The 16,829-nt window shown below is 70.3% G+C and carries 16 protein-coding genes and 1 pseudogene; 6 read left to right on the top strand and 11 right to left on the bottom strand.

The genetic code is table 11. From position 1 onward, the window contains the following. Positions 1 to 504: LacI family DNA-binding transcriptional regulator (locus HUX53_RS01640; protein ID WP_176401386.1), on the bottom strand; the 504-nt coding region annotated here is incomplete at its 3' end. 144 nt (positions 505 to 648) lie between these two features. On the opposite strand from HUX53_RS01640, the gene HUX53_RS01635 reads away from it, so the two are divergent. Continuing rightward, the gene (locus HUX53_RS01635; RefSeq protein ID WP_176401385.1) at positions 649 to 1,887 is read left to right on the top strand and encodes an ABC transporter ATP-binding protein; all 1,239 of its coding nucleotides are present in this window, start codon (positions 649 to 651) and stop codon (positions 1,885 to 1,887) included. A gap of 69 nt (positions 1,888 to 1,956) precedes the next feature. On the opposite strand, the gene HUX53_RS01630 is transcribed toward HUX53_RS01635, so the two are convergent. The 6 genes and pseudogenes from HUX53_RS01630 to HUX53_RS40620 all read right to left on the bottom strand — a co-directional run bounded on the left by HUX53_RS01630 (position 1,957) and on the right by HUX53_RS40620 (position 9,616). Continuing rightward, complete coding sequence (locus HUX53_RS01630) at positions 1,957 to 2,892, bottom strand: carbohydrate ABC transporter permease (RefSeq protein ID WP_176401384.1); 936 nt, start codon at positions 2,890 to 2,892, stop codon at positions 1,957 to 1,959. Then, a complete protein-coding gene (locus HUX53_RS01625; RefSeq protein WP_176401383.1) occupies positions 2,889 to 4,145 on the bottom strand; it encodes a carbohydrate ABC transporter permease in 1,257 nt (418 codons plus the stop codon). The genes HUX53_RS01630 and HUX53_RS01625 overlap by 4 nt, the downstream gene beginning before the upstream one ends. 137 nt (positions 4,146 to 4,282) lie before the next feature. Further along, the gene (locus tag HUX53_RS01620; RefSeq protein ID WP_176401382.1) at positions 4,283 to 5,605 is read right to left on the bottom strand and encodes an ABC transporter substrate-binding protein; all 1,323 of its coding nucleotides are present in this window, start codon (positions 5,603 to 5,605) and stop codon (positions 4,283 to 4,285) included. Further along, positions 5,602 to 6,831 carry an ABC transporter ATP-binding protein gene (locus HUX53_RS01615; RefSeq protein WP_176401381.1) on the bottom strand — a complete coding sequence of 410 codons (1,230 nt, stop codon included), beginning with the start codon at positions 6,829 to 6,831 and terminating at the stop codon, positions 5,602 to 5,604. Before HUX53_RS01615 ends, HUX53_RS01620 begins: the two co-directional genes overlap by 4 nt. 284 nt (positions 6,832 to 7,115) lie before the next feature. Beyond that, a pseudogene (locus HUX53_RS01610) lies at positions 7,116 to 7,697 on the bottom strand (M24 family metallopeptidase); the annotation flags it as partial. Positions 7,698 to 7,768: 71 nt separating this feature from the next. After that, positions 7,769 to 9,616, bottom strand: coding sequence for an ATP-dependent DNA ligase (locus HUX53_RS40620; RefSeq protein ID WP_176401380.1), 1,848 nt, complete (start codon positions 9,614 to 9,616; stop codon positions 7,769 to 7,771). Between the two features lie 92 nt (positions 9,617 to 9,708). Here HUX53_RS40620 and HUX53_RS01600 point away from each other — a divergent pair, with 92 nt between their 5' ends. Beyond that, on the top strand, positions 9,709 to 10,473 hold the full coding sequence (locus tag HUX53_RS01600) for a hypothetical protein (RefSeq protein WP_176401379.1): 765 nt from the start codon (positions 9,709 to 9,711) through the stop codon (positions 10,471 to 10,473). A gap of 338 nt (positions 10,474 to 10,811) precedes the next feature. On the opposite strand, the gene HUX53_RS01595 is transcribed toward HUX53_RS01600, so the two are convergent. Then, positions 10,812 to 11,276, bottom strand: coding sequence for a diiron oxygenase (locus HUX53_RS01595; protein ID WP_255204812.1), 465 nt, complete (start codon positions 11,274 to 11,276; stop codon positions 10,812 to 10,814). On the opposite strand from HUX53_RS01595, the gene HUX53_RS40615 reads away from it, so the two are divergent. Beyond that, a complete protein-coding gene (locus tag HUX53_RS40615; RefSeq protein ID WP_255204820.1) occupies positions 11,253 to 11,606 on the top strand; it encodes a hypothetical protein in 354 nt (117 codons plus the stop codon). The genes HUX53_RS01595 and HUX53_RS40615 overlap by 24 nt on opposite strands. Further along, positions 11,599 to 11,850 (top strand): hypothetical protein, encoded by a 252-nt coding sequence (locus tag HUX53_RS01590; protein WP_176401377.1) that lies wholly within the window; start codon positions 11,599 to 11,601, stop codon positions 11,848 to 11,850. The genes HUX53_RS40615 and HUX53_RS01590 overlap by 8 nt, the downstream gene beginning before the upstream one ends. 8 nt (positions 11,851 to 11,858) lie before the next feature. Here the strand turns inward: HUX53_RS01590 and HUX53_RS01585 are convergent, their stop codons facing one another. Together HUX53_RS01585 and HUX53_RS01580 are read right to left on the bottom strand one after the other, a co-directional pair. Next, on the bottom strand, positions 11,859 to 12,722 hold the full coding sequence (locus tag HUX53_RS01585; protein WP_176401376.1) for an SDR family NAD(P)-dependent oxidoreductase: 864 nt from the start codon (positions 12,720 to 12,722) through the stop codon (positions 11,859 to 11,861). Positions 12,723 to 12,763: 41 nt separating this feature from the next. Beyond that, the gene (locus HUX53_RS01580; protein WP_176401375.1) at positions 12,764 to 13,870 is read right to left on the bottom strand and encodes a ferritin-like domain-containing protein; all 1,107 of its coding nucleotides are present in this window, start codon (positions 13,868 to 13,870) and stop codon (positions 12,764 to 12,766) included. Positions 13,871 to 13,977: 107 nt separating this feature from the next. Here HUX53_RS01580 and HUX53_RS01575 point away from each other — a divergent pair, with 107 nt between their 5' ends. Continuing rightward, a complete protein-coding gene (locus HUX53_RS01575) occupies positions 13,978 to 14,655 on the top strand; it encodes a TetR/AcrR family transcriptional regulator C-terminal domain-containing protein (protein WP_309236994.1) in 678 nt (225 codons plus the stop codon). Here HUX53_RS01575 and HUX53_RS01570 read toward each other — a convergent pair. Beyond that, the gene (locus HUX53_RS01570; protein ID WP_309236993.1) at positions 14,591 to 15,247 is read right to left on the bottom strand and encodes a TetR/AcrR family transcriptional regulator; all 657 of its coding nucleotides are present in this window, start codon (positions 15,245 to 15,247) and stop codon (positions 14,591 to 14,593) included. The genes HUX53_RS01575 and HUX53_RS01570 overlap by 65 nt on opposite strands. An 83-nt stretch (positions 15,248 to 15,330) precedes the next feature. Here HUX53_RS01570 and HUX53_RS01565 point away from each other — a divergent pair, with 83 nt between their 5' ends. Continuing rightward, a complete protein-coding gene (locus HUX53_RS01565; protein ID WP_176401373.1) occupies positions 15,331 to 16,794 on the top strand; it encodes an NAD(P)/FAD-dependent oxidoreductase in 1,464 nt (487 codons plus the stop codon). Positions 16,795 to 16,829: the final 35 nt, after the last annotated feature.

Raw genomic sequence — 16,829 nt, 5'->3', positions numbered from 1 at the left:
GACGCGGCCGGGGTCGTCGGCGAGGACGGCCGGGATCTCCGGCAGGCCCGGCAGCACCCGGTCGGCGAACACGACGCTGGAGCACACCCGGGCGGCGCCCCGCCAGTCGGCCTCGGTGCCCGCGGGGACGGCGATGATGCCGTCCACCCGCTGCTCGGCGAGCCGCTCGACGATCTCGGCCTCGCGGGCGGGGTCGCCGTGCGCGGCGTCGACGATGACGTGCTCGCCGAGGCTGCGGGCGCAGGACAGCACGCCCGCGACCAGCTCGGCGCGGAACGGGTCGGTGACGTCCGGGACGATCAGCCCGATGCCGCCGCTGCGGCGCAGCTTGAGGCCGCGGCCGAGGGCGCTCGGGCGGTAGTCCAGCTCGCGCGCGGCGGCCCGCACGCGCTCGCGGGTGGCCGCGCTGACCGATCCGCCGGAGAACACCCGGGACACGGTGGCGATGCCGACCCCCGCCGCCGCGGCCACGTCCTTGATCGTCGCCGACCGCTGCCCCGCCATCGCTGACCTCCCGTTTCGCGCCGCTGCGATGATCTTATCCGGCGGACGCTCCCATGGAAACGTTTCCATGATGTTTACTCCTTCCATAGAGCAAAGCCCCTGCTCGGCAGGGGGTAATGGAAACGTTTCCATGAAGGGGTTCGGATGGCCAAGATCGTGCTGGATCGGGTCGACAAGGTGTACAGCGGCGGCGTCAAGGCCGTGGACGGGCTCGACCTGGAGATCCGGGACGGCGAGTTCATGGTGCTGGTCGGCCCGTCCGGCTGCGGCAAGTCGACCGCGCTGCGGATGATCGCCGGGCTGGAGGAGATCAGCGGCGGGAAGATCTCCATCGGCGACCAGGTCGTCAACGACCTCGCGCCCAAGGACCGCGACATCGCGATGGTCTTCCAGAACTACGCCCTCTACCCGCACATGACGGTCGAGCAGAACCTCGCGTTCGGCCTCAAGCTGCGCGGCACGCCGAAGGCGGAGATCAAGGCCAAGGTCCGCGAGGCCGCCAAGATGCTGGGCCTGGACCAGTACCTGTCCCGCAAGCCCGCCGCGCTGTCGGGCGGCCAGCGGCAGCGCGTCGCGATGGGCCGCGCGATCGTCCGGGAGCCGCAGGCGTTCCTGATGGACGAGCCGCTGTCGAACCTGGACGCCAAGCTCCGCGTGTCCATGCGCGCCTCGCTCAGCCAGCTGCACGAGCGGCTCGGCGTCACCACCGTGTACGTCACCCACGACCAGGTCGAGGCGATGACGCTCGGGTCGCGGGTGTGCGTGCTGCGCGACGGCGTGCTGCAGCAGGTCGACACGCCGCAGCGGCTGTTCGACAACCCCGTCAACCTGTTCGTGGCCGGGTTCATCGGCTCGCCGGCGATGAACTTCGTCCTCGCCGACCTGACCGCCGGCAACGGCGGCGCGCAGGTCTCCTTCGCCGGCTACACGCTGCCCGTCCCTGCCGCGACGCTCGGCGACAAGCCCGGCCTGCAGGACTACGTCGGCCGCAAGATCATCCTCGGCATCCGCCCGTCGGACTTCGAGGACGCCGCGCACGCCAAGCCCGAGTGGGCGCCGCTGGCGGCGCGCAGCAGCGTCACCGAGGAGCTGGGCAGCGAGATCAACGTGATCTTCCAGATCGACGCCCCGCCGGTCGAGCACAAGGACACCGCCGCGCTCGCCGAGGACGCCGACGGCGACGGCGACATGGCGATCCCGCTGGCCGACAACAAGGCGCTGTGGACGGCCCGCGTCAACTCCCGCTCACACGTCCGCCCGGGCCAGAACGTGCAGCTCGCCGTCGACACCCGCCGGCTGCACTTCTTCGACCCCTCCAGCGGCCTGGCCATCGGCCACCCGGACGCGGCGACCCGGCACGGCGCCGCGGGCCTGCGCAAGTAACACCCGGCGCCGGACCCGGCGATGCCCCCCGGCCCGCGGGCCGGGGGGCATCGTCGTGCCGGAGGTCCGCTACTTCACCGAGCCGGCGAGGACGCCCTGGACGAAGTAGCGCTGGAAGGCGAAGAACACGGCCAGCGGGACGATCAGCGACAGGAACGCGCCGGGCGCGAGGATGTCGATGTTGCCGGTGAACTGCCGCATCTGCGACTGCAGCCACTTGGTCATCGGCTGCGACTCGGTGTCGGCGAACACCAGCGCGACCAGCAGGTCGTTCCACACCCACAGGAACTGGAAGATGCCGAGCGAGGCGATCGCCGGGCCGCCGAGCGGGAAGACCACCCGGCGGAAGATCGTCAGCTCCGAGCCGCCGTCCATCCGCGCCGCCTCCAGGAGGTCCCGCGGGATGGCCGCGAAGAAGTTGCGGAGCAGGAAGATGGCGAACGGCAGGCCGAACGCGACGTGGAACAGCACCACGCCGGTGACCGACCCGAACATCTGGAACCCGCCGAACTCGATCGCCCCGTACAGCTTGGCGACCGGGATCAGCGCGACCTGGACCGGCACCACCAGCAGCGCCACCACGAGGATGAACAGCCAGTCGCGCCCGGGGAACTCCATCCACGCGAACGCGTAGGCGGCCAGCGCCGCGATCACCACCACCAGCACGGTCGCGGGGACGGTGATGAGCACGGTGTTCCAGAACGAGTCGACGAAGTCGCCCTTGTCCAGCAGCGAACTGTAGGACCCGAGGGTCAGCTGCGTCGGCTTGGTGAACACGTTCCACCAGCCGCCGGCGTTGTTGTCGGCGTTGGAGCGCAGCGACGCCACCAGCAGCCCGAGCGTCGGCACGAGCCAGAACAGCGCGACGAGCACGAGCAGCGCCTGGGCGACGCCGCCGCCCATCCGGCCGACGATCCGGGCGGCCAGGCCGCGGCGCGGCGCGCCCGCCGCGCCGTTCCCGCCGTCGGCGGGCGGCGCCTTCGCGACCTTCTCCGCGGTGCTCATTTGTGCTCCTGCCGCATTCGCCGGATGTTGAACAGCATGGCGGGCAGCACGAGCACGAACAGCAGCACGGCGATGGCGCTGCCGGCGCCCTGGTCGTTGCCGCCGCCGAACGACACCGTCCACATCTGCAGCGCCAGCACGTTGGCGTTCGGATCGCCGCCGCCGATGATGTAGACGAGGTCGAAGACCTTCATGACGTTGATGACCAGCGTCACCAGCACCACCGTGAGGACGGGCATGAGCAGCGGGATCGTCACCCGCCGGAACACCTGCCACTCGGTGGCGCCGTCCACCCGGGCCGCCTCCAGCGCGTCGCGCGGGATGGCGGCGAGCCCGGCGGCGATCAGCACCATCGCGAACCCGGACCACACCCACAGGTAGGAGCCGATGATCGCGGGGGTGATGAGCGTGCTGCCGAGCCACTCCGCACCGCGGTAGGCGGCGGTGAAGTTGTCCTTGGGCAGCCGGATCGTGTACGTCCCGTCCGGGACCTTCTTCATCGTGAAGGTGCCGTCGGCCCCGGTGGTGGCCTTGGCGACGACCTTCCCGTCCCGCACCGCCTCGACCTTGATTCCGGGCAGCCCCACCTCACCGGCGTTGGGGGTGTTGTGCTGCCCGCCGCCGCCCCGGGTGAAGTCGAACCACACGGTGCCCGTCAGCTGCCCGGGCTTGGCGGACGGCGGCTGCGCGGCCGGCGTCGCGTCCTTGGGCAGGTACTCCTGCTTGACCTTCAGCAGCGGGACGAGCGCGCTCTGCCCCGCCTGGTAGGAGTTCACCGTGACGACGGCGCCGCCGTCCTCGCGGACGGGCGCGGCGCCGCCGCTGCGGGGTCCGGCGCCCGGGTAGGTGGTGCCCTGCGCGAACGTGTCGTGCATCGCGACGAGCGCCGCGTTGGCGACGCCCTTATCGGGGTCCATCTGGTACACCAGCCGGAAGATCACGCCGGAGGCGAGGAACGAGATCGCCATCGGCATGAACACGACGAGCTTGAACGCCGTCGACCACCGGATCCGCTCGGTGAGGACGGCGAACAGCAGCCCGACGATGGTGGTCACGGTCGGGGCCACCACCACCCAGATGGCGGTGTTGCGCACCGCGACGAGGTTGTTGTGCCCCTTGAAGATCCCGGTGTAGTTGTCGACGCCGGCGAACCCGTCGCCGGAGGCGTCGAAGAAGCTGCGGATCACCGAGTAGACGATCGGGTAGACGACCAGGAAGCCGAGCAGCAGCAGCGCCGGCAGCAGGAACGTCATGGCCAGCCAGGACGGCGGGGTCAGCCGCTCGCGTCCCCGGCGGCCGGCACGTCGACGGCGGCGGCGCCGCCGGCCGTCACGGCCGGCGGCACCTCCTCATTCCGAGCCTTCATCCAGGGTTTCCCTACTCGTCGGCCCTACTTGTAGGCCTTGGCGGCCTCGGCCTCCAGCTTGGCCTGGGTGCCCTTGACGTCGTCCGGGTGCATCACGAACTGGCGCAGCGCCTCCCACTCGCCCTTGCCGGGCGTCGCGCCGAACGCGGCGGGCGCCAGGTCGGACATGTCGTAGCGGGCCGCGTCACCGGACTGCTGCAGCTGGGTGATCAGCTGCTTGGCGATCGGGTCGGAGTAGGCGTCCGGCGGGACGTTCTTGTTCGGCGTCAGGTAGCCGCCGAGCCCGGCCCAGACCTTGCCGGCCTCCGGGGAGGCGAGGAACTTCATCAGCTCCTGCGCGCCCTTGCCGTCCTTCATCGCGACCGCGACGTCGCCGCCGAGGATCGCCGGGGCGGTGTCGCCGGCCTTCGGGAACGCGAACACCTTGGCGTCGGTGCCGACCTTGGCCTTGGTGGTGCCGATGTTCGCGGCGGCGAAGTCGCCGCCGTAGACCATGGCGGCCTTCTGCTGGCCGAACACCTGGGTGACCGACTCGTCGAACTTGGTCTTGGTCGCGGTGGCGACGCCGCCGTTCAGGAAGTCGGGCTTGCCCCAGATCTCGGCGAGCGTCTCCAGCGCCATGCCGACCGTCGGGTCGGTCCACTTGATCTCGTGCTTGGCGAGCTTGTCGTAGTTCTCCGGGCCCGCCTGCGAGAGGTAGACGTTCTCGAACCAGTCGGTCAGCGTCCAGGAGTCCTGCGGGCCGGCGGCGAGGGTGAACGGGGTGGTGCCCGCGTCCTGCAGCGTGCTCGCGGTCTTGACCAGGTCGGCCCAGGCCGCGGGCGGCTGCACGCCGGCCTCGTCGAACGCCTCCGGCCGGTACCACAGGATCGACTTGTAGGCGGCCTTGGCGATCACGCCGTAGGCCTTGCCGTCGGCGGAGCCGAGCTCCTTCCAGTACGGCGAGTAGTTCTCGCCGACCTCGGCGACGACGTCGGCGGCGAGCGGCTTCAGCGAGCCCTTCTCGGCGTACTGCTGCATCAGGCCGGGCTGCGGCAGGATCGCCACGTCCGGCGGGTTGCCGGCCTCGATGCGCGGGCCGAGGTAGGCGTCGGTGTTCTCACCGGTGGAGGCGTAGTTGACCTTCGCCCCGGTCTTCTGCTCGAACGCCTGCAGGACCTTGCGGAAGTTGGTCTCCTCCTGGCCGGTCCACTTGGCCGCGACCTCGATCGTGGTGCCCTTGAGCGCTCCCCCGCCGGCCGGCGTCGAGCCGTCGCTCCCGCCGTCGTCGTCGCCGCCGCACGCTGCGGCCGAGGACAGGAGCAGTCCCGCCGCAACGGCGGCTCCCATCAGCCTGCTGACCCTCATTCTTCATCCTCCCTGAGCGGACCGGCGGCGTCCGATCCCCAGATCGCCGCGCCGGACTCGATATCGAAGAAGTGCAGGCGGCCGGTGTCGACGCGGATCGCCACCGGGTCGCCCACCTTCACGCGGGTGCGCGGGCTGAACCGCGCGACCAGGTCCGTGCGGGGGCTCTCCAGGTGCCCCAGCACGTCGGTCCCCGCGTCGCGGGCGAGTTCCCTGGTGTCCTCGGTGACGACCTGGGACGCCTCGATCGCGAAATGGACCAGCACGTCCGAGCCCATCGCCTCCACGAGGTCGGCGGTGGAGGTGAGCCCGGACCCCTCGGGCGCCTCCACGAGCTCGGAGTCCTCCATGTCCTCGGGGCGGATGCCGACGACGACGTCGCTTCCGAGGCGGGACGCCAGGGCCGGGCGCTCGGTGAGCACCGCGGCCGGCAGCGCCAGGGTCTGGCCGCCGACCTCCAGGCGCGGGTTCGCCGCGTCCCCGGACAGCGTGCCCTGGATCAGGTTCATGGCGGGTGAGCCGATGAATCCGGCGACGAACAGGTTGGCCGGCCGGTCGTAGAGCTCCTGCGGCGGCGCGACCTGCTGCAGCTCGCCCTTCTTCATCACCGCGACCCGGTCGCCGAGCGTCATCGCCTCGGTCTGGTCGTGGGTGACGTAGATCGTGGTGACGCCGAGGTCGCGCTGGATGCGGGCGATCTCGGCGCGCATCTGGACGCGGAGCTTGGCGTCGAGGTTGGACAGCGGCTCGTCCATCAGGAACGCCTGCGGCTCCCGGACGATCGCGCGGCCCATCGCGACGCGCTGCCGCTGCCCGCCCGACAGGTTGCGGGGCTTGCGGGACAGGTGGTCGGTGAGGCCGAGGATCTCCGCGGCGCGGTCGACCTTCTCCCGGATCTCGGCCTTCGGCAGCTTGCGCAGCGACAGCCCGAAGCCGATGTTGTCGCGCACCGACAGGTGCGGGTACAGGGCGTAGCTCTGGAACACCATCGCGACGTCGCGGTCGCGCGCCGGGACCCGGTTGACGACCCGGCCGCCGATGGTGACCTCGCCCTCGGAGATGTCCTCCAGCCCGGCGACCATCCGCAGCGCGGTCGTCTTGCCGCAGCCGGAGGGGCCGACGAGGACGAGGAACTCGCCGTCCTCGATGTGAAGGGTCAGATCGGTCACGGCCCGCGTGCCGTCGGGATAGACCTTCCCGACGCTGGTCAGGTCGACCTCTGCCACCGGCGTCTCCTCTTCTGCACGGCACGTCGCCGGGGCACGGGCCCGTTCCGGCACGGCGGATGAACCGCTATGCGGAAGAAACCGACTTACCCCCGCGTAACAATGCATCTAGGTGGTACATGGCCGACCGGCCGAACCGCAATACGCACAGTGCCGACTGACACATTTGGTGCAGAGATCGTTACCGAGCCGTTTCCGCCCCCGATGTGTCCTGTCCGAAACGCCGCGAGGGTGCGGACGGAAACCCGTCCGCACCCTCGCGGGTTCTCTCCCGGCCAGCGGCCTCAGTCCACGACCACCAGGCCGCGCTCAGTGACGTTCATCGGCTCGAAGCCGTCCTCGGTGCACACGACGATGTCCTCGATGCGGGCGCCGTGCGGGCCGGGGTAGATGCCCGGCTCGATGGAGAACGCCATGCCCGGCTCCAGCGGCTCCAGGTTCCCGGCGACGATGTAGGGGTCCTCGTGCGACTCCAGGCCGATGCCGTGGCCGGTGCGGTGGAAGAAGTGCTCGCCGTGCCCGGCGGCGGCGATGATGTCGCGTCCGGCGGCGTCCACCGCCTCGGGCGTCGCACCCGGCCGGACGGCCTCGCACGACGCGCGCTGCGCCTCCTCCAGCACCGCGTAGTAGGCGGCGTAGTCGGCGGGCGGCTCGCCCACGCAGTAGTTGCGGGTGGAGTCCGAGCAGTAGCCGCTCGGCATCGTCCCGCCGATGTCGACCACGACGGGCTCGCCGGGCCGGATCACGCGGTCCGACAGCTCGGCGTGCGGGTTGGCGCCGTTCGGGCCGGAGCCGACGATGACGAAGTCGACGCGGGCGTGGCCCTCGGCGATGATCGCGTCGGCGATGTCGCGGCCGACCTCCCGCTCGGCCCGACCAACGACCCACCCTGACCACCACGTCCGGCGTCGCCCGGGACCCTGCCCGTACCGTCGCGCTAGTCCAGCACCGGGGCGACGGCGCGGACGGTGTCGATCGTGTCGGCCTCACTGGCGGACTTGTCGGGCCGGTACCGCAGCACGCGCGCGAACCGCAGCGCGATGCCGCCCGGGTAGCGCGGGCTGTGCTGGACGCCGTCGAACGCGATCTCCACCACCAGCTCCGGCCGGACGTGCACCGTCCAGTCGTCCTCCCGGACGGCCAGCTCGCGGAGCTTCTCCGTCTGCCAGGCGAGCAGCTCGTCGGTGAGCCCCTTGAACGTCTTGCCGAGCATCACGAACCCGCCCGTCTCAGGATCACGCGCGCCCAGATGCAGGTTGGACAACCACCCCCTCCGGCGCCCATGCCCCCGCTCAACGGCCAGCACCACAAGGTCAAGCGTGTGCCGCGGCTTCACCTTGATCCACCCCGCCCCACGCCGTCCGGCCGTGTAGGGCGTGTCGAGCGACTTGACCACCACGCCCTCGTGCCCCTGCGCGACGGCCTCGTCAAAGACCTCCTTGGCCCGCACCGGATCGTCCGTGACCACCCGAGGCATCCGCAACTCCTCCGGCACGACCCGCACCAGAGCCGCGTTCCGCTCCACCCCCGGCACATCGAGCAGGTCCCCGGGCTCGCCGCCCAAAACCGACCCACCACCAATGTCCTGAGGACTTCCGGTCGCCCTCCCGACATCGACTGGTGATTGTTCAGCGCCATCTGCGCCGACCGGACCATTCGAACTCGACCGGTCCTGTCCGGTTGAGGCGTCTGCGGCCGAGTCTGAGGGGGCCGGCCGTGTTGAGTTCGATCGGGCCTGCCCGCGCAGGATCTCCGTGGCGGTCGGGCGTTCTGAGGGCGGTCCGTCCACACCGCCCGGCTTGTCTGAGGTCGCGTCTAGGACGGCCGGGCGGTCCTCGGCGTTGCCTGGGGTGTCTGCGCTGATCGGGGCTTCGTCGAGGTAGAGGACGTCGAAGAGGAAGACGCTTAGGGGGACCGGGTCCGTGTTCTTTGTGGTGCGGGTGGCCGTGCGGGCGGCGGTCACCTGGAAGGGGTGGGGACGGCCGTCGGGGCGCAGGGCGATGAGTTCGCCGTCGAAGACGGCCGCGCGGACGGGCAGCGCACGGACGGCCTCGACCACCTCGGGGAGGCGCGAGGTGATCTCGTCCAGGGTGCGGGTGAAGATGCGCACCGCGTCGCCGGCGATGTGCACCTGGGCGCGGATGCCGTCGAGCTTCCACTCGACCGCCGCCTCCGCCCTGAGCTTGGCGAAGGCGTCGTCGATGGACGGGGCCGAGGCCGCCAGCATGGGCTTGATGGGGCGGCCGACCTTCAGGGTGAAGGCGCGCAGGCCGGCGACGCCGTCGGTGAGGGCGGCGGTGGCGACCGGGCCCAGGGAGCCGCGGAGCATGAAGGCGCGGCGTACTTCGGCGGGTTTCACCTCGGCCGCCGCGGCGATCGCCTCGGCCATCACGCCGTCCAGCGCGCCCTGGCGCAGTTCGCCCGCGAGCAGGCGGATGAGGAAGTCCTGCTCGGCGTGGGTGGCGCGGGCGAACAGTGCGGCGAGCAGGTCGCGGCGGCGGGCTACCGAGCCGGGGCCGGAGACCGCGCCGATCTCGGTGAAGGCCGCGTCCACCTCCGGGACGGTCAGGGACGGCTCGGCGGCGGGCGGCGGAACGTCGCGCAATGCGGCGTATCCGACCCCGATCTGGCGTTGCGGCAGCTCACCGGACAGGTAGGCGACCACGATGGCCGCCTCGCCGGCGTCGGCCCGGCGCAGGCACTCCGCGAGCGCGGTTACCTTGGCCTTCCGGCCCGAGGTGCCCGCCACCGCCCCCGACGTCCGCGCGATGTCAGCGATCAGCACCCCTCCAGTGTGACCCCGGGGTCTGACAATCAGTACTGCCAGGGGGCCTGGTCAGGGGCGGCGCGCCTGACTACGTTGACGGGAGGCGGGCCATGACGCGACGGGGGAGTGAGGAGCGGGACGTGGGGCTGCAGCGTCCGGTCGAACCGTTCCACCGGCCGTACGCCGGGCCGGAGCCGCCGTCTCCGGCCAGGCGGCCGAGGCGGCTGCTGGCGGTGCTGGTGGCGGCCGCTGCGTTCGCCGCGGCGGCGGTGGCGGTGTTCCTGGTGGCGCCGGGCAAGGGCGGCGGCACCGACCGGGCCGCCGTGACGCCGAGCCGGAGCACGCCGCAGACCGCGTCGTCCGAGGCCGCGCAGCAGATCGTCCGGGCGCTGCCGCCGCCGTGCGGGACGGTGTCGGACGGCACCGTGGCGAAGGCGGTTCCCAAGGCGGCGAAGCGGCAGAGCGCGAACTCGACGCTCACCACGTGCACGTACTCCTCGACGGGGTCGGCGTTCCGCTGGCTGCGGGTGGAGGCGCGGCTGTACGCGCCCGCGAACACCGCGACGCCGGTGCGGGACGCCGAGGGCTACTACGACGCGCAGTGGGCGCAGGCGCACGACGCCCCGCTGACCCGGACGATCGCGCTGGAGCGCGAGGGCGGTGTCGGGGACGAGGCGTACCGCTGGTTCAAGGCCGACGAGGGGCAGCCGACCGTGGTCGGGCAGGTCACGGCCCGGGTCCGCAACGCGGTCTTCACGGTCAGCTACAGCGAAGAGGCGCCCGCGCGGGCGAAGCAGGCGGAGCGGGAGCACGCGATCCTCGCCACGGCGACGTCCGCCGCCCGCGAAGTGCTCACCGCGCTAAATGATTTCTGACCTGATTCGGCCGATCATGGCCTATTTCCTGTCAAGACCTTCTAAGGTGATTCGGTAAAGGGGAGGCGGTATGTCGATCATGCTCCCGCGCCAGGCACCCGATCGGCATGCTGGAAACGCCTGGGAGGAGGAGGCGACGACGTGACCGTGCAATCGGTTGGAGTGTCCTGGGTGTGAGATAACCCCAGGCAGGCGCAGTGTTCGTCGACGGGCCGCGGAGTGGACCCCGCTCCGCGGCCCTTTCCGTTGCCGCCGTCCGGACCAATGCGTCCGGCATTGGTGAACTGAATTCTAAAAGCGTTTCGACGTCAAGATAATGGCTGTGAAAGTAGAACCGGTTACGATTCCAGCAGGCCCGCGCGGAGCCACACGTCACGCGCCCGGCCGTCCAGGAAACCGACCTCGTCGAAGAACGCGGTGCACTTGCGGAACGCCCACGCCATCGTCGCCCGCCGGTGCGGGCTGCGCGCCGCCACCCGCCGCGCGAGCTTCGGGTCCAGCCCCACCGCCGTGTAGCAGGACGGGTGGATCACCTGCGTCGCCATCAGCCGCGTCGCCTGCGCCATGCCGTAGGCCGCCGCCCGCCGCCGCACCGCGGGGATCTCCGCGACCAGCCGTTTCATTTCCTCCCGCGCGTACTTGATGTGCCGCGCCTCCTCGATCACGTGGATCCGGGTGACCTGCCGGATCATCGGCTGGACGTCCTCGTCCGGGAACGTCGGTGGAGTGTCAGAGGGGGCGGCTATCCTGGCCACAGGCCACGAACGGAAGGGTGTCGCATGGTCGCGCAGCGTGACGGGCATGAGGAGGAACTGATCCCCATGCCGGAGTTGACATGGCCCGCGCTCCGCAAGGCGGTGGCGATCGTGGCTCCGTCGCGCCTCCCCGAGTTGTTCGAGGACATGCAGACCGCGTTCGGGGCGGCCAGTGAGCAGAACAGTGTCAACCCGATCCGATTCTTCTTCCTGCACTGGGGGATGGTGGTCGAGATAGAGCGGCATCCTGAGACCGCTCGGAGGTTCCACGCGGCCGAACAGGCCATGGCCAGCTACGAGGACGAGGTCCGGGATCGGGCCATCCGGGAGATCGGTGACATCGTCCGTGCGGCCAACCGAGCGGTCGCCGGTGAGTGACTGGAGTTGGGAGTACGAGCCGGACGACCTTCTGGACGGGCTACCACCCGAGGTGATCGCCGAGGTGGAGCAGATCGCCCGCGAGTTGGCCGTCCGGGACTCGATGCTTTTCCCTGATGGGATCGCACATGCTGGGGACACACCAGGGCTGCGGCGTGTCGAACGACCGTCGCTCATGCTGTACTACCTGACGGACGTCCGACAGGAGAGAGTCGTCATCACTCTGGTGAACTGGCTCGGTTAGCGGGGGCGTCAGCCCTGGGGGGTGGGGATTCTGGCGAGGAGGCGGACGGAGGCGGGGGAGATCCTGGACAGGGCGTGCAGGAGGTGGCCCTCGAAGTTGACCGGGACCACGGCCTTGTTCTTGATGATCGCGTTGACGACCCGCTCGGCGACCTTCTCCGGCGGGTAGTTGCGGAGCTGGATGGCCTTCTGGCCGCGCTGCCGCAGCTTCTCCGGGGAGCCGATGTTCCCCTCGACGTAGGTTCCGTTCTTGACGATGTCGGTGCTGACGAAGCCGGGGCAGACGGCGGTGACGCCGATGCGGGAGCCGGCCAGCTCGGCGCGCAGGCATTCGCTGAGCATCAGGACGGCCGCCTTCGTCGTGCAGTAGGCGGGCATCACGCGCCACGGCGCGAACGCGGCGGCGGACGCGATGTTGACGATGTGGCCGCCGAAGTTCGGCTTGTCGGGCTTGTTGGGCAGGGCGTTGACGCGGTCGCGCATCTGCCGTCCGAACAGCCGGGACCCGTGGATGACGCCCCACAGGTTGACGCCCATGACGCGGTCCCAGTCGTCCAGTTCGGTGTCCAGGAGATCACCGGCGACCGCGATGCCGGCGTTGTTCACGACGATGTCGGGGACGCGGTGCGCGTCCTTCACCTCGGCGGCGAACGCCTCCATCGCGGCGGCGTCCGCCACGTCCACCTGGTAGGCGGTGCCGCCCGTGCCGACGGCCTTGGCCTGCGCGATGGTCCGCTCCGCGGCGGGCAGGTCGATGTCGGCCGCGATGACGCTCGCGCCGCTCTCGGCCAGCCGGAGCGCGATGGCGCGGCCGATCCCGCTGCCCGCTCCGGTGACGACGGCGAGCGCTCCATCGAAATGCGCGAGTGGCATCAAGACCTCCGAGGTGTGCGGATCGAGTGGTCCAAACGTACTCAGCCCGTCGCGGCGTCCGCGATGACGGCGTCGACCTCGGCCTTGCGGGCGGCCTCCTCGGCGGCGAACCGCTCGGTGTCGAGCTTGTCGGCGATCTCCTCGTCCTGGTTCATCAGCGCGTCCAGGTCGGCCTTGGACATGTCGAGGACGCCCATGTCGTCGTAGGTCCGCTGGACGCGCTCGCTCCACAGCCCGATGTCCTTCACGCAGGGGACGATCCGGCTGAACAGCAGGCTCTGGAACATCCGCATGTAGGGGGAGTTCTCCACCATCTCGTCGACCTCGGCGGGGTCGATGCCGAAGTTGGTCCAGATCTCCCGGCCGCGGATGCGGTCGCGCATCAGGTAGCAGCCCTCGATGACGAAGTCCTCGCGTTCGCGGAGCTCGGCCGGCGAGAGCTGCTTGTAGTAGTCGCGCAGCGCGAGGCGGCCGAACGCGACGTGCCGGGCCTCGTCCTGCATGACGTAGGCGAGGATCTGCTTCGGCAGCGGCTTGGTCGTGATGTCGCGGATGACGCCGAACGCGGCGAGCGCGAGGCCCTCGATGAGCACCTGCATGCCGAGGTAGGGCATGTCCCAGCGGGAGTCGGTGAGGGTCTCGTCCAGCAGGTCCTGCAGTTTGGTGTTGATCGGGTAGACCATCCCGACCTTCTCGTGCAGGAACCGGGTGAACAGCTCGACATGCCGCGCCTCGTCCATCGTCTGGGTGGCGGAGTAGAACTTGGAGTCGAGGTCGGGCACCGACTCCACGATCCGGGCGGCGGTGACCATGGCGCCCTGCTCGCCGTGCATGAACTGGGAGAACTGCCAGGACGTGGAGTGCCGCCGCAGCTCGCCGCGCTCCTTTTCTGACAGCTTGTCCCAGTACTTCGTCCCGTAGATGGCGAGGGACTGGTCGGGGACGCCGAGGACGTTGTGCGGGTCGACCTCAAGGTCCCAGTCGATGCGCTTGACGGAGTCCCACTGCTTGTCCTTGCCCTTCTGGTAGAGGGCGAGGAGGCGGTCGCGGCCGTCGTCGTACTCCCAGGTGAACCTGGTGTCGCCGGCCATCGGCACGGTCCAGGTCCCGGCCGGGACGGGGTCGGTGTAGAGGTCGTGTGTCGACAAGGGCACTCCTCCCCGAAGCGCGGACGTACGGTGTACGTCTCACGTACAATGTACGTACGGTGTCATGGGACACTTACCGGTGTCAACGACGCAGAGAGGAGCGGCGGGTGACGTCCGGCACTCCCCGTCCCGCGCTGACCCGGGACCGCATCGTCCAGGCGGCGGTGGCGCTGATCGAGCGGGAGGGCGCGGACGCGCTGTCCATGCGCCGCGTCGCGGCCGAGCTGGACGTCGCCGTGATGTCGCTCTACAACCACGTCCCGAACAAGACCGCGCTGCTCGAAGGCGTGGCCGAGCACGTCGTCGCCGGCCTGGACCTGGGCCATGACCCGGCCGTCTCCTGGCAGGAGGGTGCGCGCGCCCTCGTCCGCGCGTTCCGCAAGGTCGCGCACGAGTACCCGCGCTGCATGACGATCGTCCTCACCCACAAGGTCGACACGGCGGCGGGGCTGCGGCCGATGGAGCGCGCGCTCGCGCTGGCGGACGCGGCCGGCTTCGACGCGGAGGCCGCCGTGCGGATCATGCGGGCGCTGCTCGCCTATGCGATCGGCGCCCAGATGCGCGAGGCCGGCATGGAGAAGATGCTCGGGCACCTGGAGGAGACCGGCGTCGAGTCGTGGAACCACCTCGACGCGGACGAGTTCCGGCACGTCATCGCCTACGGCCCCCAGCTCGCCGCGCACGACCCGGAGAGCGACTTCGAGTTCGGCCTCGACCTGCTCATCGCAGCTCTGGAGGCACTTCCGCGCCGGCCGGCGGCGGAGCCGGGGTCAGGTAGGGGCTGAGGCCCTGCCGGCAGAAGTCGGTCATGTAGCGGGCCGCGTCCTCGGCCGACACGTCGGGACGGGTGGTCTGCCACAGCGCCATCCGCTCGCTCGCCCCCATGATGATCTGCGTGTACGCCTCGATGACGTCGGCGGGCGCGGACGGCGCGAACGTCGCCAGCACCCCGGCGATCAGCGTGCTCTGCTGCCGCCGGGTCGCCTCGACGGCCTCGGTCGTCTCCGGGGACGCGGCCGTCGGCTCGCGCAGCAGCATCGCGAACGACTTGCTGTGCGAGTCGATGAAGGTGAAGTAGGCGGCCATGCCGCGCCACAGGATGTCCTCGGGGGTGGCGGCGCCCGCCATCGCCTTCTGCGTGACGTCGAGCAGTTCCGCCTTGGACCGGCCCACGCACGCCACGAGCAGCCCGTCCTTGGAGCCGAAGTACTCGTAGAGCATCGGCTTGGAGACGCCGCAGCGCTCGGCGATCTCGTCCATCGAGGTGGCCTGGTAGCCGCGCTCGCCGAACACCTCCTCCGCCACGTCCAGCATCTGCTGCTCGCGCGCGGCCCGGGACATCCGCCTGCGGCGGGGAGACGGTGTGGCGGCACTCACAGGGGAAACCTCTCTGTTGGACCTACCGTCAGTAACCTACTCCAGGTAACTTACCTCAAGTAGGTTACGCGAGAGGATGGGTTATGAGCGAGCGTGCCCCGGCGATCGTCATCATCGGCTCCGGCTTCGCCGGCCTCGGCATGGCGATCCGGCTCAAGCAGTCCGGCTTCCACGACTTCACCGTGCTGGAGAAGAGCGAGGCGCTCGGCGGGACGTGGCACGACAACACCTATCCCGGCTGCGCCTGCGACGTCCCCTCGCACATGTACTCGTTCTCGTTCGAGCTGAACCACGGCTGGACGCGGATGTTCGCCCCGCAGCCCGAGATCCGCTCCTACATGGAGCGCACCGCCGACAAGTACCGGGTCCGCGACCACATCCGGTTCGGCGCGGCCGTCGACTCCATGGAGTACGACGACGACGCGAAGCGCTGGAACGTGACGCTCGCGGACGGGACGGTCCTCACCCCGAAGGCCATCGTGTCCGGCATCGGCGCCCTGCACGTCCCGTCCTTCCCCGACCTGCCGGGCATCGAGCGGTTCCAGGGGACGGCCTTCCACTCCGCCGAGTGGGACCACTCCTACGACCTGGCCGGCAAGCGCGTCGCCGTCATCGGGACGGGCGCGTCCGCGATCCAGTTCGTCCCGAAGGTCGCCAAGCAGGCCGCCGACATGGTCGTCTTCCAGCGGACGCCGCCGTGGATCCAGCCGAAGCCCGACGTGGCGATCCCGGCGCCGGTGCGCAAGGCGTTCGAGAAGGTACCGGGTGCCGCCCGCGCCTTCCGCAACGGCATCTACTGGGCGCTGGAGGCCCGCGCCGTCGGCTTCACCATCGACCCGCGGCTGTCGACGCCACAGGAGAAGATCGCCCGCCGGCACATCGAGAAGCAGATCGCCGATCCAGAACTGCGGGCCAAGGTGACGCCCGACTACACGATCGGGTGCAAGCGGATCCTGCTGTCCAACGACTACTATCCGGCGCTCACCCGTCCGAACGTGCACGTGGAGACGTCCGCGGTCGCCGAGGTCCGGGAGAACTCGATCGTCACCGCCGACGGCCGCGAATACGAGGTCGACTGCATCGTCTACGGCACCGGCTTCAAGGTGACCGATGCCCTCACCGACCTGCGCGTCACCGGCCGGAACGGCACCAAGCTCCAGGAGATCTGGGCGGACGGCATCGAGGCGCACCGCGGCACCACGATCCCAGGCATGCCGAACTTCTTCATGCTGCTCGGCCCGAACACCGGCCTCGGCCACAACTCCGTCGTCTTCATGATCGAGGTGCAGATCCAGCACGTGCTGAGCTGCCTGCGCCTGCTCCAGGACGCCGGCGCCGACGCGATCGAGCCGAAGCCGGAGGCCGCGCGCCGCTTCAACGACCGGATGCAGAAGCGGCTGCGCCGCGCCGTCTGGAACGAGGGCGGCTGCAGCAGCTGGTACCTGGACGACCAGGGCGTGAACCGCACCCTCTGGCCGGGGCACACCTTCGAGTTCTGGGCGGGCTCCCGCAAGGCTGACCCGGACGAGTACCACCTCACCCGCTGACCGCCACCGTCCGGGGCGCCGTCCGGCGCGCGTCC

The organism is Actinomadura sp. BRA 177, assembly GCF_013372625.1.
GTDB lineage: Bacteria > Actinomycetota > Actinomycetes > Streptosporangiales > Streptosporangiaceae > Spirillospora.
This window is presented reverse-complemented; position numbering and strand designations above follow the sequence as displayed.

What these genes read in the sequence shown, in the direction of transcription:
- HUX53_RS01630 (WP_176401384.1), bottom strand. Translation starts at nt 2,892, where the DNA reads ATGAGCACCGCGGAGAAGGTCGCGAAGGCGCCGCCCGCCGACGGCGGG.
- HUX53_RS01565 (WP_176401373.1), top strand. Translation starts at nt 15,331, where the DNA reads ATGAGCGAGCGTGCCCCGGCGATCGTCATCATCGGCTCCGGCTTCGCC.
- HUX53_RS01635 (WP_176401385.1), top strand. Translation starts at nt 649, where the DNA reads ATGGCCAAGATCGTGCTGGATCGGGTCGACAAGGTGTACAGCGGCGGC.
- HUX53_RS01625 (WP_176401383.1), bottom strand. Translation starts at nt 4,145, where the DNA reads ATGACGTTCCTGCTGCCGGCGCTGCTGCTGCTCGGCTTCCTGGTCGTC.
- HUX53_RS01595 (WP_255204812.1), bottom strand. Translation starts at nt 11,276, where the DNA reads ATGCCCGTCACGCTGCGCGACCATGCGACACCCTTCCGTTCGTGGCCT.
- HUX53_RS01620 (WP_176401382.1), bottom strand. Translation starts at nt 5,605, where the DNA reads ATGAGGGTCAGCAGGCTGATGGGAGCCGCCGTTGCGGCGGGACTGCTC.
- HUX53_RS40615 (WP_255204820.1), top strand. Translation starts at nt 11,253, where the DNA reads ATGGTCGCGCAGCGTGACGGGCATGAGGAGGAACTGATCCCCATGCCG.
- HUX53_RS01600 (WP_176401379.1), top strand. Translation starts at nt 9,709, where the DNA reads ATGACGCGACGGGGGAGTGAGGAGCGGGACGTGGGGCTGCAGCGTCCG.
- HUX53_RS01585 (WP_176401376.1), bottom strand. Translation starts at nt 12,722, where the DNA reads ATGCCACTCGCGCATTTCGATGGAGCGCTCGCCGTCGTCACCGGAGCG.